Origin of the sequence: Pseudomonas sp. NFACC45, assembly GCF_900113505.1 — a bacterium.
GTDB lineage: Bacteria > Pseudomonadota > Gammaproteobacteria > Pseudomonadales > Pseudomonadaceae > Aquipseudomonas > Aquipseudomonas tehranensis.
In genome coordinates, this window is sequence record NZ_FOPO01000008.1 from 134,921 (window position 1) to 150,999 (window position 16,079).

A 16,079-nucleotide genomic window follows, 5' to 3' on the forward strand; every position below is an offset into this window, starting at 1 on the left:
GCGTCAAAGACTTCAAGGCGTGTAGGACGTTCGTCTTGAAAGCGAAGGCATTCACCTCCACATTGTACGAATCCCAGTTTTTTCCTCGGGCGACATCAGTCGTTTCGGTCTTTCTCGTTCCTGTTGGCTGGCCGACAGGGGTGAACCCAGAGGTTTTGTTATGTCTGAATTCCAGCTAGTCACCCGATTTCAGCCCGCCGGCGACCAGCCGGAAGCCATTCGCCTGATGGTCGAAGGCATCGAGGCCGGGCTGGCGCACCAGACGCTGCTCGGTGTGACCGGCTCGGGCAAGACTTTCAGCATCGCCAACGTGATTGCCCAAGTGCAGCGCCCGACCCTGGTGCTGGCACCGAACAAGACCCTGGCGGCGCAGCTGTATGGCGAGTTCAAGGCGTTTTTCCCCAATAACGCGGTGGAGTACTTCGTCTCCTATTACGACTACTACCAACCCGAGGCCTACGTACCGTCCTCGGACACCTTCATCGAGAAGGATGCTTCGATCAATGATCACATCGAGCAGATGCGGCTCTCGGCCACCAAGGCATTGCTCGAGCGCAAGGACGCGATCATCGTCACCACGGTGTCGTGCATCTACGGTCTGGGTAGCCCGGAAACGTACCTGAAGATGGTCTTGCACGTTGATCGCGGCGACAAGCTCGACCAGCGAGCCTTGCTGCGCCGCCTGGCGGACCTGCAATACACCCGCAACGACATGGATTTCGCCCGGGCAACGTTCCGGGTCCGTGGCGATGTGATCGACATCTACCCGGCCGAATCGGACCTGGAGGCGATCCGCATCGAGCTGTTCGATGACGAAGTGGAGAGTCTTTCGGCGTTCGATCCGCTGACCGGAGAGGTGATCCGCAAGCTACCGCGCTTCACCTTCTACCCCAAGAGCCACTACGTGACGCCCCGGGAAACCCTGCTGGACGCTATCGAGGGGATCAAGGTTGAGCTGCAGGAGCGCCTGGAATACTTGCGGTCGAACAACAAACTGGTGGAAGCCCAGCGGCTGGAGCAGCGGACCCGATTCGACCTGGAGATGATCCTGGAGCTGGGTTACTGCAACGGCATCGAAAACTACTCGCGCTACCTGTCGGGTCGCCCGGCGGGCGCGCCACCGCCTACGTTGTATGACTATCTGCCGGCCGATGCCTTGCTGGTGATCGACGAATCCCACGTCAGCGTGCCCCAGGTCGGGGCCATGTACAAAGGCGACCGGTCCCGCAAGGAAACCCTGGTGGAATACGGTTTCCGCCTGCCCTCGGCGCTGGATAACCGGCCGATGCGCTTTGATGAATGGGAAAGTGTGAGTCCGCAGACGATTTTCGTCTCCGCCACCCCAGGCAACTACGAGGCCGAGCATGCCGGCCGGGTGGTCGAACAGGTGGTGCGGCCCACCGGGCTGGTCGATCCACAGGTTGAGGTGCGCCCGGCGCTGACTCAGGTCGATGATCTGCTCTCGGAAATCTCCAAGCGAGTGGCAGTGGAGGAGCGGGTGCTGGTCACCACGCTGACCAAGCGCATGGCCGAAGACCTGACTGATTATCTGGCCGACCACGGTGTGCGGGTGCGCTACCTGCACTCGGACATCGACACGGTGGAGCGGGTCGAGATTATTCGCGACCTGCGCCTGGGTACGTTCGACGTGCTGGTGGGGATCAACCTGCTGCGCGAAGGCCTGGACATGCCGGAGGTGTCATTGGTGGCAATCCTGGACGCCGACAAGGAAGGTTTCCTGCGCTCCGAGCGATCGTTGATCCAGACCATCGGTCGGGCGGCGCGTAACCTCAACGGCCGGGCGATTCTTTATGCCGATCGCATCACCGGTTCCATGGAGCGGGCCATCGGCGAGACCGAGCGTCGTCGCGATAAACAGATTGCCTTCAACCTGGCCAACGGCATCACGCCAAAAGGGGTGTTCAAGGACGTCGCCGACATCATGGAAGGCGCCACTGTGCCCGGCTCGCGCAGCAAGAAGCGCAAGGGCATGGCCAAGGCCGCCGAAGAGAGCGCCCGTTACGAAGCCGAACTGCGCTCACCGAGCGAAATCAGCAAGCGTATCCGTCAGTTGGAAGAGAAAATGTACCAACTGGCCCGGGACTTGGAGTTCGAAGCCGCGGCGCAGTTGCGTGACGAGATTGGCAAGCTGCGCGAGCGGTTGCTGACTGTCTGAGGTGTTGTGGCGACTGTAATGGCCTCATCGCGAGCAGGCTCGCTCCCACAACTGACCGAGTTGTCCAGGCCGGACGCGGTCCCTTGTGGGAGCGAGCCTGCTCGCGATTGAAGGTGAGTCGGTCTGACCGGTGCGACACAAATCCCCCTCTCACTGGAGCCCGCCCACCATCGCCTGTTACCATTCGCCCCCTGTTTCATCTTCGCTTTTATATTCTTTCCGAGACATGCCATGACCACCGTCCGCACCCGCATCGCGCCTTCGCCCACTGGCGATCCCCATGTCGGCACCGCTTACATCGCTTTGTTCAACTATTGCTTTGCCAAGCAGCATGGCGGTGAGTTCATCCTGCGGATCGAGGACACTGACCAGTTGCGTTCGACTCGCGAGTCCGAACAGCAGATTTTCGACGCGTTGCGCTGGCTGGGCATCGACTGGAGCGAAGGCCCTGACGTTGGCGGCCCCCATGGCCCATATCGCCAGAGCGAGCGCGGCGATATCTACAAGCAGTACTGCCAGCAGCTGGTAGACATGGGCCACGCCTTCCCGTGCTTCTGCACTGCCGAAGAGCTGGACCAGATGCGCGCCGAGCAGATGGCTCGCGGCGAAACCCCGCGCTACGACGGTCGCGCGCTGCTGCTGTCCAAGGAAGAAATCGCCCGTCGCCTGGCCGCCGGCGAGCCCCATGTGATCCGCATGAAGGTGCCGACCGAAGGCGTCTGCGTGGTGCCGGACATGCTGCGCGGTGACGTCGAGATCCCGTGGGATCGCATGGACATGCAAGTGCTGATGAAGACCGACGGCCTGCCGACGTATTTCCTGGCGAACGTGGTCGACGATCACCTGATGGGCATCACCCACGTCCTGCGCGGTGAAGAGTGGCTGCCGTCGGCGCCGAAACTGATCCTGCTCTACGAGTACTTCGGCTGGGAACAACCGCAGCTGTGCTACATGCCGTTGCTGCGTAACCCGGACAAGAGCAAGTTGTCCAAGCGCAAGAACCCGACTTCGGTGACCTTCTATGAGCGCATGGGCTTCATGCCCGAGGCGATGCTCAACTACCTGGGACGCATGGGCTGGTCGATGCCGGATGAGCGCGAGAAGTTCTCGCTGCAAGAAATGGTCGAGCACTTCGACCTGTCGCGGGTGTCGCTGGGTGGTCCGATCTTCGATGTCGAGAAACTCTCCTGGCTCAACGGTCAGTGGTTGCGTGACCTGCCGGTGGAGGAGTTTGCTGCGCGTGTACAGAAGTGGGCATTGAACCCTGAGTACATGATGAAAATCGCTCCCCATGTGCAGGGCAGGGTGGAGACGTTCAGCCAGATTGCCCCGCTGGCCGGCTTCTTCTTTGCCGGTGGCGTGACCCCGGATGCCAAGCTGTTCGAGTCCAAGAAACTTTCCGGTGATCAGGTGCGCCAGTTGATGCAATTGATCCTGTGGAAACTTGAAAGTCTGCGTCAGTGGGAAAAGGACAGCATCACTGCGACCATCCAGGCCGTGGTCGAATCGCTGGAGCTGAAACTGCGTGATGCCATGCCGCTGATGTTCGCTGCCATTACTGGCCAGGCCAGTTCGGTGTCGGTACTCGATGCGATGGAGATCCTCGGCCCGGACCTGACCCGCTTCCGTCTGCGCCAGGCCATCGATCTGCTCGGTGGTGTGTCGAAGAAGGAGAACAAGGAGTGGGAAAAACTGCTGGGCGCGATTGCCTGATGGCCCCGTAGGAGCTGACGAGCGAAGCGAGGCTGCGATATTTTTATCATTCGCTTGAGATTCAATTAACTGGGGAAAGATCGCAGCCTCGCTTGGCTCGTCAGCTCCTACGAAACAGGCGAAGTCCCAGTTTTACGGGGGAAGGTGGTAAGTGATTGTTATCCCGGCAAAAAACTTTCAAATTTGTTGAAAATAAATTTGACAGCCCTCTGATACGCCCTTAAGATTCGCCCCGTCCTCAGCGATGAGGGGCTATAGCTCAGCTGGGAGAGCGCTTGCATGGCATGCAAGAGGTCGACGGTTCGATCCCGTCTAGCTCCACCAATTTACACTTCAAGGCCTGGCCACACTGGCCTTGAAGCGATCAACACTCAGCGTTGATCAGTTGTATAGAAGGGTTTGCGTCCCCTTCGTCTAGTGGCCTAGGACACCGCCCTTTCACGGCGGTAACAGGGGTTCGAGTCCCCTAGGGGACGCCAGTTTTACAGAAGCGATGTTGCAAGATGTCGCTCCGCCGCGAGGCGAAAAATCCGGGGCTATAGCTCAGCTGGGAGAGCGCTTGCATGGCATGCAAGAGGTCGACGGTTCGATCCCGTCTAGCTCCACCAATTACAGGTTCAAGGTTTGGCCACACCGGCCTTGAATCGATCAGTTCTCAGCGCTGATCACGTCAGAAGGTTTGTGTCCCCTTCGTCTAGTGGCCTAGGACACCGCCCTTTCACGGCGGTAACAGGGGTTCGAGTCCCCTAGGGGACGCCACGATTACCCGCTCTGCGGGATTTTATAAGGGTCATTCAATTCTTGAATGGCCCTTTTGTTTGTCTGGCGTTCGGCCAATCTTCAATTCCTCTAACGATGCTTCTGACCAGCGGTCAAAATTTCCGCTTGCGGAAAATTATTACATAGATAATATTTCAATCGTAATATTCGGAGGTAACGATGAGCGATAAAAAGGCGCAAACCCGCGAACGCATACTCAAGGCTGCCAGTGCCGCGCTGATTCAGCGTGGTCCGGCCGAGCCGAGTGTCGGCGAGGTGATGGGCGCGGCCGGGCTGACAGTGGGCGGTTTCTATGCCCACTTCGAAAGCAAGGATGCCTTGATGCTGGAGGCATTCAAGCAACTGCTCAGCCATCGTCGCAGCTTGATCGCCGACATGGATGCCGAGCTGAGCGGTGAGGAGCGGCGAACCCTGGCAGCCGCGTTCTACCTGTCGCGCAAGCACCGTGATACCACCGAGCTGGCCTGCCCGATCCCGGCATCGGTAGGTGAGCTCGGGCGGCTGCCGGATGAGTTCCGTGAGGTGCTCAATGAGCATATTGAGCTGATGGTTGCGCAGTTGGCGGCCAGCCCGGAAGACGCCGATAAAGCCTTGGCGGACATTGCCCTGATGGTCGGCGGCCTGGCCTTGGCACGAGCGTTGGGCCCGGGAGAGTTATCGGATCGGTTGCTGCGCGCTGCCAAGTCGGCGGTGCGCTGAGCTAAGGCGCAAGCCCTGGAGATGAGCGATGAACAGGTTTAGCTGGATTCGTGGTGTCAATGGCACGCTGGGATGGGTCGCCCCGGGCCTGGTGGCGAAGAAGATGCGATCGCTGTTCATGCGTCCCCGGGACTTGCCGCCAAGGGATTGGGAGTTGCCATTGCTGGCGACTTCAGAGCGCATCACCTTACGCTTCGGTCTGTCCGCCTTGCGCTGGGGTAAAGGCCCGACCGTCTTGTTGATGCATGGCTGGGAAGGGCGACCCACGCAATTTGCCGCGCTGATCACGGCGCTGGTAGGTGCCGGTTACACGGTGGTGGCGTTGGACGGCCCGGCCCATGGCCGCTCACCTGGGCGCGAGGCCAATGTCCTGCTGTTCGCCAGGGCCATGCTCGAAGCTGCGGCGGAGTTACCGCCGCTGCAAGCCGTGGTCGGGCATTCCATGGGGGGCGCTAGTGCCATGCTCGCGGTTCAGTTGGGGTTGCGGACCGAGACTCTGGTCAGCATTGCAGCGCCTGCGCGCATTCTTGGCGTGCTGCGTGGGTTCGCCCGGATGATGGGGCTGCCGCCCAAGGCGCGATCGGCCTTCATTCGCCAAGTGGAAAACGATGTGGGCATGCTGGCTTCAAGGATGGATGTCGCCCATTACCAACTGGATGTGCCCGGGCTGATTGTCCATGCCGAGGACGACACTTTCGTTTCGGTCAAGGAGTCGCAACTGATTCACGAAGCCTGGTTCGACAGCCGCTTGCTGCGCTTGCCGCACGGCGGCCACCAGCGGGTGCTGGCCGATCCTCGCGTCATTGATGGTGTGTTATCGCTGCTGGCCGGGCGCAGTCTGCAAGCGCGGCAATCGGCTTGATCTGTGGGAGCAAGGCTTGCCCGCGATGGCGGTCAAGCTCGGATCCGTTACACTGGCCCCCACCAAATTCGACCGGGAGAGGGGCATGGGCTGGGATCGGGCAACGCCGTTCATTATTGATCTTCAAGTAAATGCCGAAGACATCGACGGGCTGGGCCACGCCAATAACGCGGTATACGTCACCTGGCTTGAGCGCTGTGCCTGGCGCCATTCCCAGCGCCTCGGGCTGGATCTGGTGGAGTATCGGCGGCTGGACCGGGCCATGGCGGTTGTGCGTCATGAGATCGATTACCTGGCGGCGGCCTACGAAGGTGACGAGCTGCAACTGGCTACCTGGATCGTCGACTGGGATCAGCGACTGAAGATGAATCGGCATTTCCAGCTGATTCGCCCCAGCGACAACACCACGTTGCTGCGCGCCCAGACCACCTTTGTTTGCATCGAGCTGTCCACTGGCAGGCCTAAGCGCATGCCGCCGGAGTTCATCGAGGGTTATGGTCCTGCGCTGATGACATCCGGCATCCTCATCGACTGACCCACCGCTTTCGCGAGCAAGCCCGGCTCCCACAGGGATTGGCGGTGGACCCCGATTCTGTGAACGCCCCGGAGCCCGCTCCCACAGGGGATTTGTGGTGAATGCCGGGTATGTGGGCAAAATCCGGTAAACTGCCGCACGTTTTTCGTTGAGTGTGTTTTTCCATGCAAATTGCCCTGGCGCCCATGGAGGGGTTGGTTGACAACATCTTGCGGGACGTTCTGACCCGTGTTGGCGGTATCGACTGGTGCGTGACCGAGTTCATTCGCATCAATGACCGTCTGCTCACACCGGCCTATTTCCACAAGCTTGCCCCTGAGCTGCTGACCGGTGCCCGGACTGCTGCCGGCGTGCCGCTGCGGGTGCAATTGCTCGGTTCCGATCCGGTGTGCCTGGCGGAGAACGCCGCATTGGCCTGCGAACTGGGTTCGCAGGTTATCGACCTGAACTTCGGCTGCCCGGCCAAGACTGTGAACAAATCACGGGGTGGGGCGGTGTTGCTCAAGGAGCCGGAGCTGCTCAACGAAATTGTCGAGCACGTGCGCCGCGCGGTGCCCAGGCACATTCCTGTCACCGCCAAGATGCGCCTGGGTTTCGACAGCCCGGATGGGGCGCTGGTGTGTGCCACGGCATTGGCCGAAGGGGGGGCGGCACACATTGTGGTGCATGCGCGGACCAAGACCGACGGCTATAAACCACCGGCCCACTGGGAGTGGATCCCGCGGGTTCAGGAAGTGGTCAAGGTCCCGGTGTTCGCCAACGGCGATATCTGGAGCGTCGAAGACTGGCGCCGCTGCCGCGAGATCAGCGGCGTGGAAGACATCATGCTCGGCCGTGGCCTCGTTTCCCGTCCTGATCTGGCCCGGCAGATCGCTGCGGCCAGGGCCGGGGAAGAGGTGATCGAGCTGTCCTGGGCCGAGTTACAACCCATGCTCCAGGACTTCTGGGTGCAGGTGGTCGAGCAATTGACCCCACGCCAGGCGCCCGGCCGGTTGAAGCAGTGGCTGGCAATGCTGACCCGTAATTACCCCGAAGCGGTGGAGCTGTTTACCGCCCTGCGCCGGGAAACCGACCTGGACGCGGTAGGCCGTTTGCTCGGCGTGCAGCGCACCGAAGCGGCCTGAAAAAAATTTCAAAACAACCTCTTGAAAAGTTTTTGGCGGTCCCTAGATAGGGATTACGCGATGCCGAATTCGGGTCGCGGAGACAAAAAACCTTGCTGAACTTTTCAGGAGATTTGAATCATGAGTACCGCATTTTCTCTGGCCCCTCTGTTCCGTTCCTCGGTGGGCTTCGACCGTTTCAACGACCTGTTCGAAACCGCCTTGCGCAACGAACCGGGCAGCAGCTATCCACCCTACAACGTGGAAAAACATGGCGATGACGAGTATCGCATCGTGGTCGCCGCCGCCGGGTTCCAGGAAGAAGACCTGGACCTGCAAGTGGAAAAAGGTGTGCTGACCATCAGCGGCGGTAAGCGCGAGGCGAGCAACGACAGCGTGACCTACCTGCACCAGGGTATCGCCCAGCGTGCGTTCAAGCTGTCCTTCCGGTTGGCCGATCATATCGAGATCAAATCCGCCGGCCTGAGCAACGGTCTGTTGAGCATCGACCTGTTGCGAGTGATCCCGGAAGAGGCGAAAGCCAAGCGCATCCCGATCAACGGGGCGCAGCAACAACCCGCGTTGCAAAATTGATGCATCGCAACTGAAGAAGGGCGCCCAATGGCGCCCTTCTTCATTGGGGAATGAAGATTCCATTGTGGCGAGGGGATTTATCCCCGTTGGGCTGCGAAGCGGCCCCAAAAACCAGCCGCCTCGGTATGTCAGGCGGGTCAGTGTCGTTCAATTTCTTTGGGGCTGCTGCGCAGCCCAACGGGGATAAATCCCCTCGCCACAATGTCATTCCACAAGGGTTTGTTCATAGCGGTATTACGGTAACAACCGCTCGAACGCTTCCAGCGGCAACGGCCGGCTGTGCAAGTAGCCTTGGTACAGATGGCAACCAAGCCCCTGCAGGAAGCTCAGTTGCTCCAAGGTCTCCACGCCTTCGGCAATCACCTCCAGCTCAAGGCTGCGGGCCATGGCGACGATGGCGCGGATGATTTCGGTATCGTTGGGGTCGCTGGTGGCGTCGCGCACGAATGACTGATCGATTTTCAGGGTGTCCACCGGCAGGCGTTTGAGGTAGGTCAGCGACGAATAGCCGGTCCCGAAATCGTCCATGGCGAAGCTCACCCCTATTTTTTTCAGGCGACGCATCTTGGCGATGGTGTCGTCCAGGTTCTGGATCACGATGCCCTCGGTGATTTCCAGCTTGAGCATGGCGTTAGGCAGGCCATAGGTGGCGAGGCAGCTTTCGATGCGCTCGACGAAGTCGCTCTGGCGGAACTGCCGTGGGCTGATATTCACGCATAGGCTGAATTGCAGCGGATCGATCTTGCCCTTGGCGATCAGTTGTTTGAAGCCGTTGCAGGCCTCCTCGAGGATCCAGGTTCCGACCTCCAGGATCAGCCCGCTGTCCTCCAGCACTTTGATGAATTCATTCGGCGACTGGGCCCCCAATTCGGGGTGATGCCAGCGCACCAGCGTTTCAGCGCCGATGATGCGGTTGTCCCGGGCGTCGACCTGAGGTTGGAAATGAACGCTGAACTCCCCTCGGGCCAAGGCCTGGCGCAGGTCGGTTTCCATGCGCAGCCGTTCGCTGGCGGCTTTTTGCATGGTGCTATGGAACATTTGTGAGGTGTTGCGCCCCGAATCCTTGGCGCGGTACAGCGCAATGTCGGCGCGCTTGAGCAGGTCGGTGGGGGTGGAGCCATGGTCCGGGATCAGCGCCATGCCGATGCTCGGCGTGACCTGCAACCGTTGGCCATCGAGAAACATCGGCTCCGACAGTAATTCGCGCAGGGTGTCGGCCAGGTTCTGCACCTGTTGGCTGACTGCGTTGCGGGTGCCTTCCAGGCCGCTGAGCAACACCACGAATTCGTCGCCGCCCAGCCTCGCCACGGTGTCTTCCAAGCGCACGCTGGCTTCCAGGCGCGCGGTGATGATTTTCAGCACCGTGTCGCCCACCGGGTGACCCAGGGAGTCGTTGATGTGCTTGAAGTGGTCCAGGTCCAGAAACAGCAGGGCGCCCCTCAGGTTATGGCGCTTGAGCAAGGCGATCTGCTGGCTCAGCCGATCCATCAGCAAGGCGCGGTTGGGCAGGTTGGTCAGCGGGTCGTGATAGGCCAGGTGGCGGATCTGTGCTTCGGCATTGCGCAACAGGCTCACGTCCCGGGCGGTCAGCAACAGGCAGGCCGTTTCATTGAGCATGATGGGTTCGACTGAGACCTCCACCGTGAGGATCTCTCCGCGTTTATTGCGCCCGAGCATTTCCTGGTGATGCACCCGGCCCTTGAGCTCCAGTTCGGCCAGCAACGCCATGCGTTGTTTTTCTTCGGCCCAGATACCCACCTCGTAGACCGTGTGCCCGATCACTTCGTCGGCGCGGTAACCGGTCAGGCGGCAGAAGCCGTCATTGACTTCGAGGTAGCGACCGCTATCGCGTTCGGTAATGGTGATGGCGTCAGGGCTGGAATGGAAAGCCTTGGCGAATTTCTCTTCGCTGGCCTTGAGGGCCGCTTCGGAGCGCTGCTGCTGGGAGATGTCCCGCAGGGTGGTGACGATGCAGGGTTGGTTGCCGACATTGATCTGACGACTGGAAATGACGCATGTCAGCGGCTGGCCGTTTTTATGGTGGACGACGACGGCCACGTTGTTCAGGGAGCGCTCGCGTATGACCCTTTCGATGCGTTGCAGGCTGCTCCCCGAGGCATCCCACAGGCCAATTTCGTCGGCGCTCAGGCCGATCACATCGGTGGTTGACCAGCCGAAGGTCTGGGTGAAGCTGGAGTTGATTTCAATGAATCGGCCACTGTCCTGATGGGTGACGCAGATCGGGTCGGGACTGACTTGAAACAGCGTGGCGAATTTCTCTTCCGATGCCGCCAGGCTCTGTTCGCGTTCCACCTGGTCAGTGATATCCAGCAAGGTGCCGGCCATGCGCAACGGGCTGCCATCGTCGTTACGATAGAGGCGTGCGCGGCTCTCCAGGTAGCGGGAGCTGCCGTCCGGCATTTGTACGCGGTAGGTCAGTTGATAATTTCCCGCCGGGCCTTCCCGCAGGCTGCGGTAGGCGTTGCGCATGTTGTTGCGCTCGTCATCGGGCACCCCTTCGAAAAAAGCATCGAACGACTCGTGGAACGGCTTGGGCTCCAGGCCATGCAACTGCGCCGCTCGGGCCGAGCCATAGAGCATGCCGCTGGGAATATGCCAGTCCCAGGTGCCCAATTGCGCCGAGTCGAGGGCCAGATCGAGGCGTTCCTGGCTGTCCTTGAGGGCTTGTTCGGCGAGTTTGCGTTCGGTGGTATCGAGGAAGGTGCTCAGCAGGTAGGGCTGGCCTTCCAGCTCGACCTTCTGGGCGCTGAGCAGGCCGCTGTGGATCTGACCATTGCTGGCTTGCAGCTCCACCTCCAAACTCGCTATTTCGCCATTGGCCTTGAGAGTCTCCACCAGTTTTGCCCGTTGCCCGGGGTCGACCCATAAGCCCAGCTCCAGCGTCGTACGGCCGATGATGTCGTGCAGCGGCCAGCCGAACAGACTTTCAAAGTACTGGTTGGCCTCGATGATCAGCCCGTCTTCCTGGCGGGTCAGCAGCACCATGTTTGGACATAGATGAAAGAGCGTGGCGAAGCGTTTTTCCGAGTTGCGCAGTGCCTGCTCCCGTTCGCGCTGGTGCGTGATCTCCCGGATCACTCCGATCATCCGCGGGCGGCCGTGTTTGTCGGGTAATACGCTGCCGTTGATTTCCAGCCAGTGCAGGCTGCCGTCGGGCCAGACGATGCGGTGGTGCATGGCCTGTTCCAGGGGCGCACCGGCCACTGCCGCATGAAAGGCGCGGATGGCCTTCGCCCGGTCTTGGGGGAGCAACAGGTCCAGATAGTCCACATCCGCCGGCAATGGCTGGCGCGGGTCGAAGCCGAACAGCGCCTGGGTGCCACGTGACCAACTGATCCGCCCGGTATCAATGTCCCACGACCAGGCTCCCAGCCGCGCGCCGTTCAGGGCGGCCAGCAACTGTGGGGCGCTGTCCCAGCTTTGCTCGGACCGTTTAGGGTCTAGCGCCTGAATGCGCGGCAGGGGCGGGAATTGGTCAGCGGATTTGGGCATTATCTCGCGAGCCTTGGGCAATTTGGGGCGTTGGGCGCAGGCGTTTCGGCTCTATAGGAGTAGCACAACCTATGCCCTTTTCCCTGGCAGATCGATTTGTGCGTCCAGTAAGGACATGAAAGCCCGTGCAGCATTCGACAGCGTCCGTTCGGTGTGCAAGATATAGCCTAGCTGGCGACTGAGCTGTATGCCTGGCAAAGGAATGCGTGCCACCTGGTCATCGAGCATGGTGCGTGGCAGGACGCTCCAGGCCAGGCCGATGGAGACCATCATTTTTATGGTTTCCAGATAATTCGTGCTCATGGCGATGTTCGGCGTCAGGCCCTGGGCTTCGAACAGGCGTTGAACAATGTGGTGGGTAAAGGTATTGCCGCCGGGGAAAACCGCCGGATGCAAGGCGATGTCCGCCAGGCTGACCGGGCCGTTGTCCAGCAGCGCGTGCTCCGGCGCCACCACGAAGTCCAGGGGGTCGTCCCACACCGGCGTGGCGCGCACCAGTGTGTGCGGCTCCGGGGCCAGGGTGATGACCGCCAGCTCCGCCCGACCGTGGAGAATTTCTTCGTAGGCCACTTCCGAATCCAGAAACTGAATATCCAGCGCCACCTGTGGGTAGCGTCGGGTGAACTCTCTCAATAGCGGGGGCAGTCGATGCAGGCCGATATGGTGGCTGGTGGCGAGCGTCAGGCGTCCGCTCACTTCACCGGTCAGGTTGGTCAGGGCGCGGCGGGTGTCATCCAGCACGTTAAGAATCTGATAGGCCCGTGGCAGAAGGGCTCGGCCGGCCTCGGTCAGGCCGACTTCTCGGCCGAGCCGATCGAAAAGACGCACTTTGAGCTGTTGCTCCAGCCCGGCGATACGCTTGCTGATGGCCGGCTGGGTCAGGTGCAGGCGTTCGCCGGCGCCGGAGAAACTGCCGGTCTCGGCGATGGCGATAAAGGCGTTGAGGCTGGCGAGGTCCATGGTCGTCCTGGTCGAATTCCAAATGGTTATGCAAAGCATGAAAAATATGAATTTGAGTTATTTAATGTAGCCTCATAAGATCAGCCTCACAAGCCAAGGGGTTATTGATTCATTCAGGACCCGGGGCATAGAAACAAGCTGATGAGGAACCGTCTGATGGCCGGCAAAACGCTCTACGACAAGCTCTGGGATTCGCATTTGGTCAAGCAGCGCGACGATGGTTCGGCGCTGATCTACATCGACCGTCACATCATTCACGAAGTGACTTCGCCGCAAGCCTTCGAAGGCCTGCGTCTGGCCGGGCGCAAGCCGTGGCGCATCGATGCCAATATCGCGACCCCGGACCACAACGTGCCGACCACACCGGAGCGCAAGGGCGGCATCGAAGCCATTGCCGATCAGGTCTCGCGCTTGCAGGTTCAGACCCTTGACGATAACTGTGACGAATACGGCATCGTTGAATTCAAGATGAATGACGTGCGCCAGGGTATCGTCCACGTTATTGGCCCGGAGCAGGGCGCGACCTTGCCCGGCATGACCGTGGTCTGCGGCGACTCCCACACCTCCACCCATGGCGCGTTTGGCGCCTTGGCCCACGGCATTGGCACCTCCGAGGTCGAGCACGTGCTCGCCACCCAGTGCCTGGTCGCCAAGAAAATGAAAAACATGCTGGTGCGCGTCGAGGGCCAGCTGCCGTTCGGCGTGACTGCCAAAGACATCGTCCTGGCCGTGATCGGCAAGATCGGTACCGCTGGTGGTAACGGCCATGCCATCGAATTCGCCGGCAGCGCCATCCGCGATTTGTCCGTGGAAGGGCGCATGACCATCTGCAACATGTCCATTGAAGCCGGCGCTCGTGTCGGGCTGGTGGCCGCCGATGAAAAAACCGTGGAATACGTCAAGGGTCGTCCGTTCGCTCCCAAAGGCGCCGAATGGGACATGGCGGTCGAAGCCTGGAAAGACCTGGTGTCCGACGCTGATGCCAAGTTCGATACGGTGATTGAGCTCGACGCGACCCAGATCAAGCCGCAAGTCAGTTGGGGCACTTCCCCGGAAATGGTTCTGGCTGTGGACCAGAACGTGCCCGATCCTGCCAAAGAGATGGATCTGGTCAAGCGTGACTCCATCGTCCGAGCCCTGAAATACATGGGTTTGAGCGCCAACCAGGCGATCACCGACATTCAGCTCGATCGCGTGTTCATTGGCTCCTGCACCAACTCGCGGATCGAAGACCTGCGCGCAGCGGCGGTGATCGCCAAGGGCCGCAAAGTCGCCTCGACCATCAAGCAAGCCATCGTAGTGCCGGGCTCGGGCCTGGTGAAGGCCCAGGCGGAAGCCGAAGGTCTGGACAAGATTTTCCTCGAGGCTGGTTTCGAATGGCGTGAGCCTGGGTGCTCGATGTGCCTGGCGATGAACCCGGACCGTTTGGAGTCGGGCGAACATTGCGCCTCGACCTCCAACCGTAACTTCGAAGGCCGTCAGGGCGCCGGTGGCCGCACGCATCTGGTCAGCCCGGCCATGGCCGCCGCGGCCGCCGTCAACGGCCGTTTCGTCGACGTCCGTGAATTGATCTGAAGGAGCGCAGCATGAAAGCTTTTACCCAGCACACTGGTCTTGTCGCGCCTTTGGATCGTGCCAACGTCGACACCGACCAGATCATCCCCAAGCAGTTTTTGAAGTCGATCAAACGCACCGGTTTCGGCCCGAACCTGTTTGACGAGTGGCGCTACCTGGACGTGGGCCAGCCGTACCAGGACAACTCCAAGCGCCCGTTGAACAAGGATTTTGTACTCAACGCCGAACGTTACCAAGGCGCCAGCGTGTTGCTGGCCCGCGAAAACTTCGGCTGCGGCTCCAGTCGCGAACACGCACCATGGGCCCTTGAAGAGTACGGCTTTCGCAGCATCATTGCGCCGAGCTACGCCGACATTTTCTTCAACAACAGCTTCAAGAACGGCTTGTTGCCGATCATCCTCAGCGACGCTGATGTGGATGAGTTGTTCCAGCAGGTCGAGGCCAACCCTGGCTATCAACTGCAGATCGACCTGGCCGCCCAGACCGTGACCCGTCCTGACGGCAAGGTGTTGAATTTCGAGATCGATGCATTCCGCAAGCACTGCCTGCTCAACGGTCTGGACGACATCGGCCTGACCTTGCAGGACGGCGAGGCGATTGCCGCGTTCGAGGCCAAGCACCGTGCGAGCCAGCCTTGGTTGTTTCGCGATGCTTGATGGATTGATATAGGCAGTACCGGCCTCATCGCGAGCAGGCTCGCTCCCACAGGGTTTGTGGGCGCCGTCAGTCCAATGTGGGAGCGAGCCTGCTCGCGATGAGGCCAGAACAGACACCACAAAAAGGAAGTCCCCATGACCACCACCGCCCACAGTCAGGTCGTACAAAAGCAATTCGGCGAACAGGCCTCGGCCTATCTGAGCAGTGCCGTGCACGCCCAGGGCACCGAGTTCGCGCTGCTGCAGGCTGAGCTGGCAGGGCGCGGCGATGCCCGTGTGCTGGACCTGGGCTGTGGCGCCGGGCACGTGAGTTTCCACGTCGCGCCGCTGGCCGGTGAAGTGGTGGCCTATGACCTGTCCCAGCAAATGCTTGACGTCGTGGCCGCTGCGGCGGTGGATCGTGGCCTGAGTAACATCACCACGGTGTGCGGCGCTGCCGAACGCCTGCCGTTCGCTGACGCTGAGTTCGACTTCGTGTTCAGCCGCTATTCGGCGCATCATTGGAGCGATCTGGGCCTGGCGCTGCGGGAAGTGCGCCGGGTGCTCAAGCCGGGTGGAGTGGCGGCGTTCATTGATGTCCTGTCACCCGGCATACCGCTGCTGGACACGTACCTGCAAAGCGTTGAGGTGCTGCGTGACACCAGTCATGTTCGCGATTATTCGGCCGGCGAGTGGTTGCGCCAGGTCAGCGAGGCGGGGTTGCATACCCGCAGCACCACGCGCCAGCGTCTGCGCCTGGAGTACCAGTCGTGGGTCGAGCGCATGCGCACCCCCGAAGTGATGCGTGGGGCGATCCGTGAGCTGCAGCGATCGATGGGTGTTGAGGTGCGTGAATATTTTGAGATTGAGGCCGATGGTTCGTTCAGTACAGACGTACTGGTGCTGTGGGCCGAGCGATAGCACTTTTTCCGAC

Annotated in this window: 12 protein-coding genes and 4 tRNA genes; 14 read left to right on the forward strand and 2 right to left on the reverse strand. The window is 60.6% G+C overall.

The window, feature by feature from the left end; translation table 11 throughout:
• The first annotated feature begins 160 nt into the window (after positions 1-160).
• The 11 genes from uvrB to BM132_RS16235 all read left to right on the forward strand — a co-directional run bounded on the left by uvrB (position 161) and on the right by BM132_RS16235 (position 8,462).
• Positions 161-2,176 carry an excinuclease ABC subunit UvrB gene (gene uvrB / locus BM132_RS16185; protein WP_092400385.1) on the forward strand — a complete coding sequence of 672 codons (2,016 nt, stop codon included), beginning with the start codon at positions 161-163 and terminating at the stop codon, positions 2,174-2,176.
• 231 nt (positions 2,177-2,407) lie between these two features.
• A complete protein-coding gene (gene gltX, locus BM132_RS16190; protein ID WP_092456832.1) occupies positions 2,408-3,889 on the forward strand; it encodes a glutamate--tRNA ligase in 1,482 nt (493 codons plus the stop codon).
• 248 nt (positions 3,890-4,137) lie between these two features.
• A tRNA-Ala gene (locus BM132_RS16195) sits at positions 4,138-4,213 on the forward strand.
• 79 nt (positions 4,214-4,292) lie between these two features.
• Positions 4,293-4,368: transfer RNA gene (locus BM132_RS16200), tRNA-Glu, on the forward strand.
• 53 nt (positions 4,369-4,421) lie between these two features.
• Positions 4,422-4,497 (forward strand) — tRNA-Ala (locus BM132_RS16205).
• 75 nt (positions 4,498-4,572) lie between these two features.
• Positions 4,573-4,648: transfer RNA gene (locus tag BM132_RS16210), tRNA-Glu, on the forward strand.
• Positions 4,649-4,828: 180 nt separating this feature from the next.
• Positions 4,829-5,368 carry a TetR/AcrR family transcriptional regulator gene (locus tag BM132_RS16215; protein ID WP_092400389.1) on the forward strand — a complete coding sequence of 180 codons (540 nt, stop codon included), beginning with the start codon at positions 4,829-4,831 and terminating at the stop codon, positions 5,366-5,368.
• A 28-nt stretch (positions 5,369-5,396) separates the two neighbouring features.
• Positions 5,397-6,230, forward strand: coding sequence for an alpha/beta fold hydrolase (locus BM132_RS16220; RefSeq protein WP_092456835.1), 834 nt, complete (start codon positions 5,397-5,399; stop codon positions 6,228-6,230).
• Between the two features lie 85 nt (positions 6,231-6,315).
• The gene (locus BM132_RS16225) at positions 6,316-6,765 is read left to right on the forward strand and encodes an acyl-CoA thioesterase (protein ID WP_047229251.1); all 450 of its coding nucleotides are present in this window, start codon (positions 6,316-6,318) and stop codon (positions 6,763-6,765) included.
• A 164-nt stretch (positions 6,766-6,929) separates the two neighbouring features.
• Positions 6,930-7,889, forward strand: coding sequence for a tRNA dihydrouridine synthase (locus BM132_RS16230; RefSeq protein WP_092400391.1), 960 nt, complete (start codon positions 6,930-6,932; stop codon positions 7,887-7,889).
• A 120-nt stretch (positions 7,890-8,009) separates the two neighbouring features.
• Positions 8,010-8,462, forward strand: a complete 453-nt coding sequence (locus BM132_RS16235; protein WP_003203872.1) for an Hsp20 family protein — start codon at positions 8,010-8,012, stop codon at positions 8,460-8,462.
• Positions 8,463-8,696: 234 nt separating this feature from the next.
• On the opposite strand, the gene BM132_RS16240 is transcribed toward BM132_RS16235, so the two are convergent.
• Positions 8,697-11,975 carry an EAL domain-containing protein gene (locus BM132_RS16240; RefSeq protein ID WP_092456838.1) on the reverse strand — a complete coding sequence of 1,093 codons (3,279 nt, stop codon included), beginning with the start codon at positions 11,973-11,975 and terminating at the stop codon, positions 8,697-8,699.
• 69 nt (positions 11,976-12,044) lie between these two features.
• Complete coding sequence (locus BM132_RS16245) at positions 12,045-12,935, reverse strand: LysR family transcriptional regulator (RefSeq protein WP_092400395.1); 891 nt, start codon at positions 12,933-12,935, stop codon at positions 12,045-12,047.
• Positions 12,936-13,091: 156 nt separating this feature from the next.
• Here BM132_RS16245 and leuC point away from each other — a divergent pair, with 156 nt between their 5' ends.
• The 3 genes from leuC (at position 13,092) to BM132_RS16260 (ending at position 16,066) form a co-directional block, all read left to right on the forward strand.
• On the forward strand, positions 13,092-14,510 hold the full coding sequence (gene leuC / locus BM132_RS16250; RefSeq protein WP_092456841.1) for a 3-isopropylmalate dehydratase large subunit: 1,419 nt from the start codon (positions 13,092-13,094) through the stop codon (positions 14,508-14,510).
• Between the two features lie 11 nt (positions 14,511-14,521).
• On the forward strand, positions 14,522-15,166 hold the full coding sequence (gene leuD / locus BM132_RS16255) for a 3-isopropylmalate dehydratase small subunit (RefSeq protein WP_092456844.1): 645 nt from the start codon (positions 14,522-14,524) through the stop codon (positions 15,164-15,166).
• A gap of 135 nt (positions 15,167-15,301) precedes the next feature.
• Positions 15,302-16,066, forward strand: a complete 765-nt coding sequence (locus BM132_RS16260) for a class I SAM-dependent methyltransferase (protein WP_092456847.1) — start codon at positions 15,302-15,304, stop codon at positions 16,064-16,066.
• Positions 16,067-16,079: the final 13 nt, after the last annotated feature.

Bases quoted from the DNA above. Each gene is read 5' to 3' on its own strand.
- uvrB (WP_092400385.1), top strand. From the start codon at position 161: ATGTCTGAATTCCAGCTAGTCACCCGATTTCAGCCCGCCGGCGACCAG.
- gltX (WP_092456832.1), top strand. From the start codon at position 2,408: ATGACCACCGTCCGCACCCGCATCGCGCCTTCGCCCACTGGCGATCCC.
- BM132_RS16215 (WP_092400389.1), top strand. From the start codon at position 4,829: ATGAGCGATAAAAAGGCGCAAACCCGCGAACGCATACTCAAGGCTGCC.
- BM132_RS16220 (WP_092456835.1), top strand. From the start codon at position 5,397: ATGAACAGGTTTAGCTGGATTCGTGGTGTCAATGGCACGCTGGGATGG.
- BM132_RS16225 (WP_047229251.1), top strand. From the start codon at position 6,316: ATGGGCTGGGATCGGGCAACGCCGTTCATTATTGATCTTCAAGTAAAT.
- BM132_RS16230 (WP_092400391.1), top strand. From the start codon at position 6,930: ATGCAAATTGCCCTGGCGCCCATGGAGGGGTTGGTTGACAACATCTTG.
- BM132_RS16235 (WP_003203872.1), top strand. From the start codon at position 8,010: ATGAGTACCGCATTTTCTCTGGCCCCTCTGTTCCGTTCCTCGGTGGGC.
- BM132_RS16240 (WP_092456838.1), bottom strand. From the start codon at position 11,975: ATGCCCAAATCCGCTGACCAATTCCCGCCCCTGCCGCGCATTCAGGCG.
- BM132_RS16245 (WP_092400395.1), bottom strand. From the start codon at position 12,935: ATGGACCTCGCCAGCCTCAACGCCTTTATCGCCATCGCCGAGACCGGC.
- leuC (WP_092456841.1), top strand. From the start codon at position 13,092: ATGGCCGGCAAAACGCTCTACGACAAGCTCTGGGATTCGCATTTGGTC.
- leuD (WP_092456844.1), top strand. From the start codon at position 14,522: ATGAAAGCTTTTACCCAGCACACTGGTCTTGTCGCGCCTTTGGATCGT.
- BM132_RS16260 (WP_092456847.1), top strand. From the start codon at position 15,302: ATGACCACCACCGCCCACAGTCAGGTCGTACAAAAGCAATTCGGCGAA.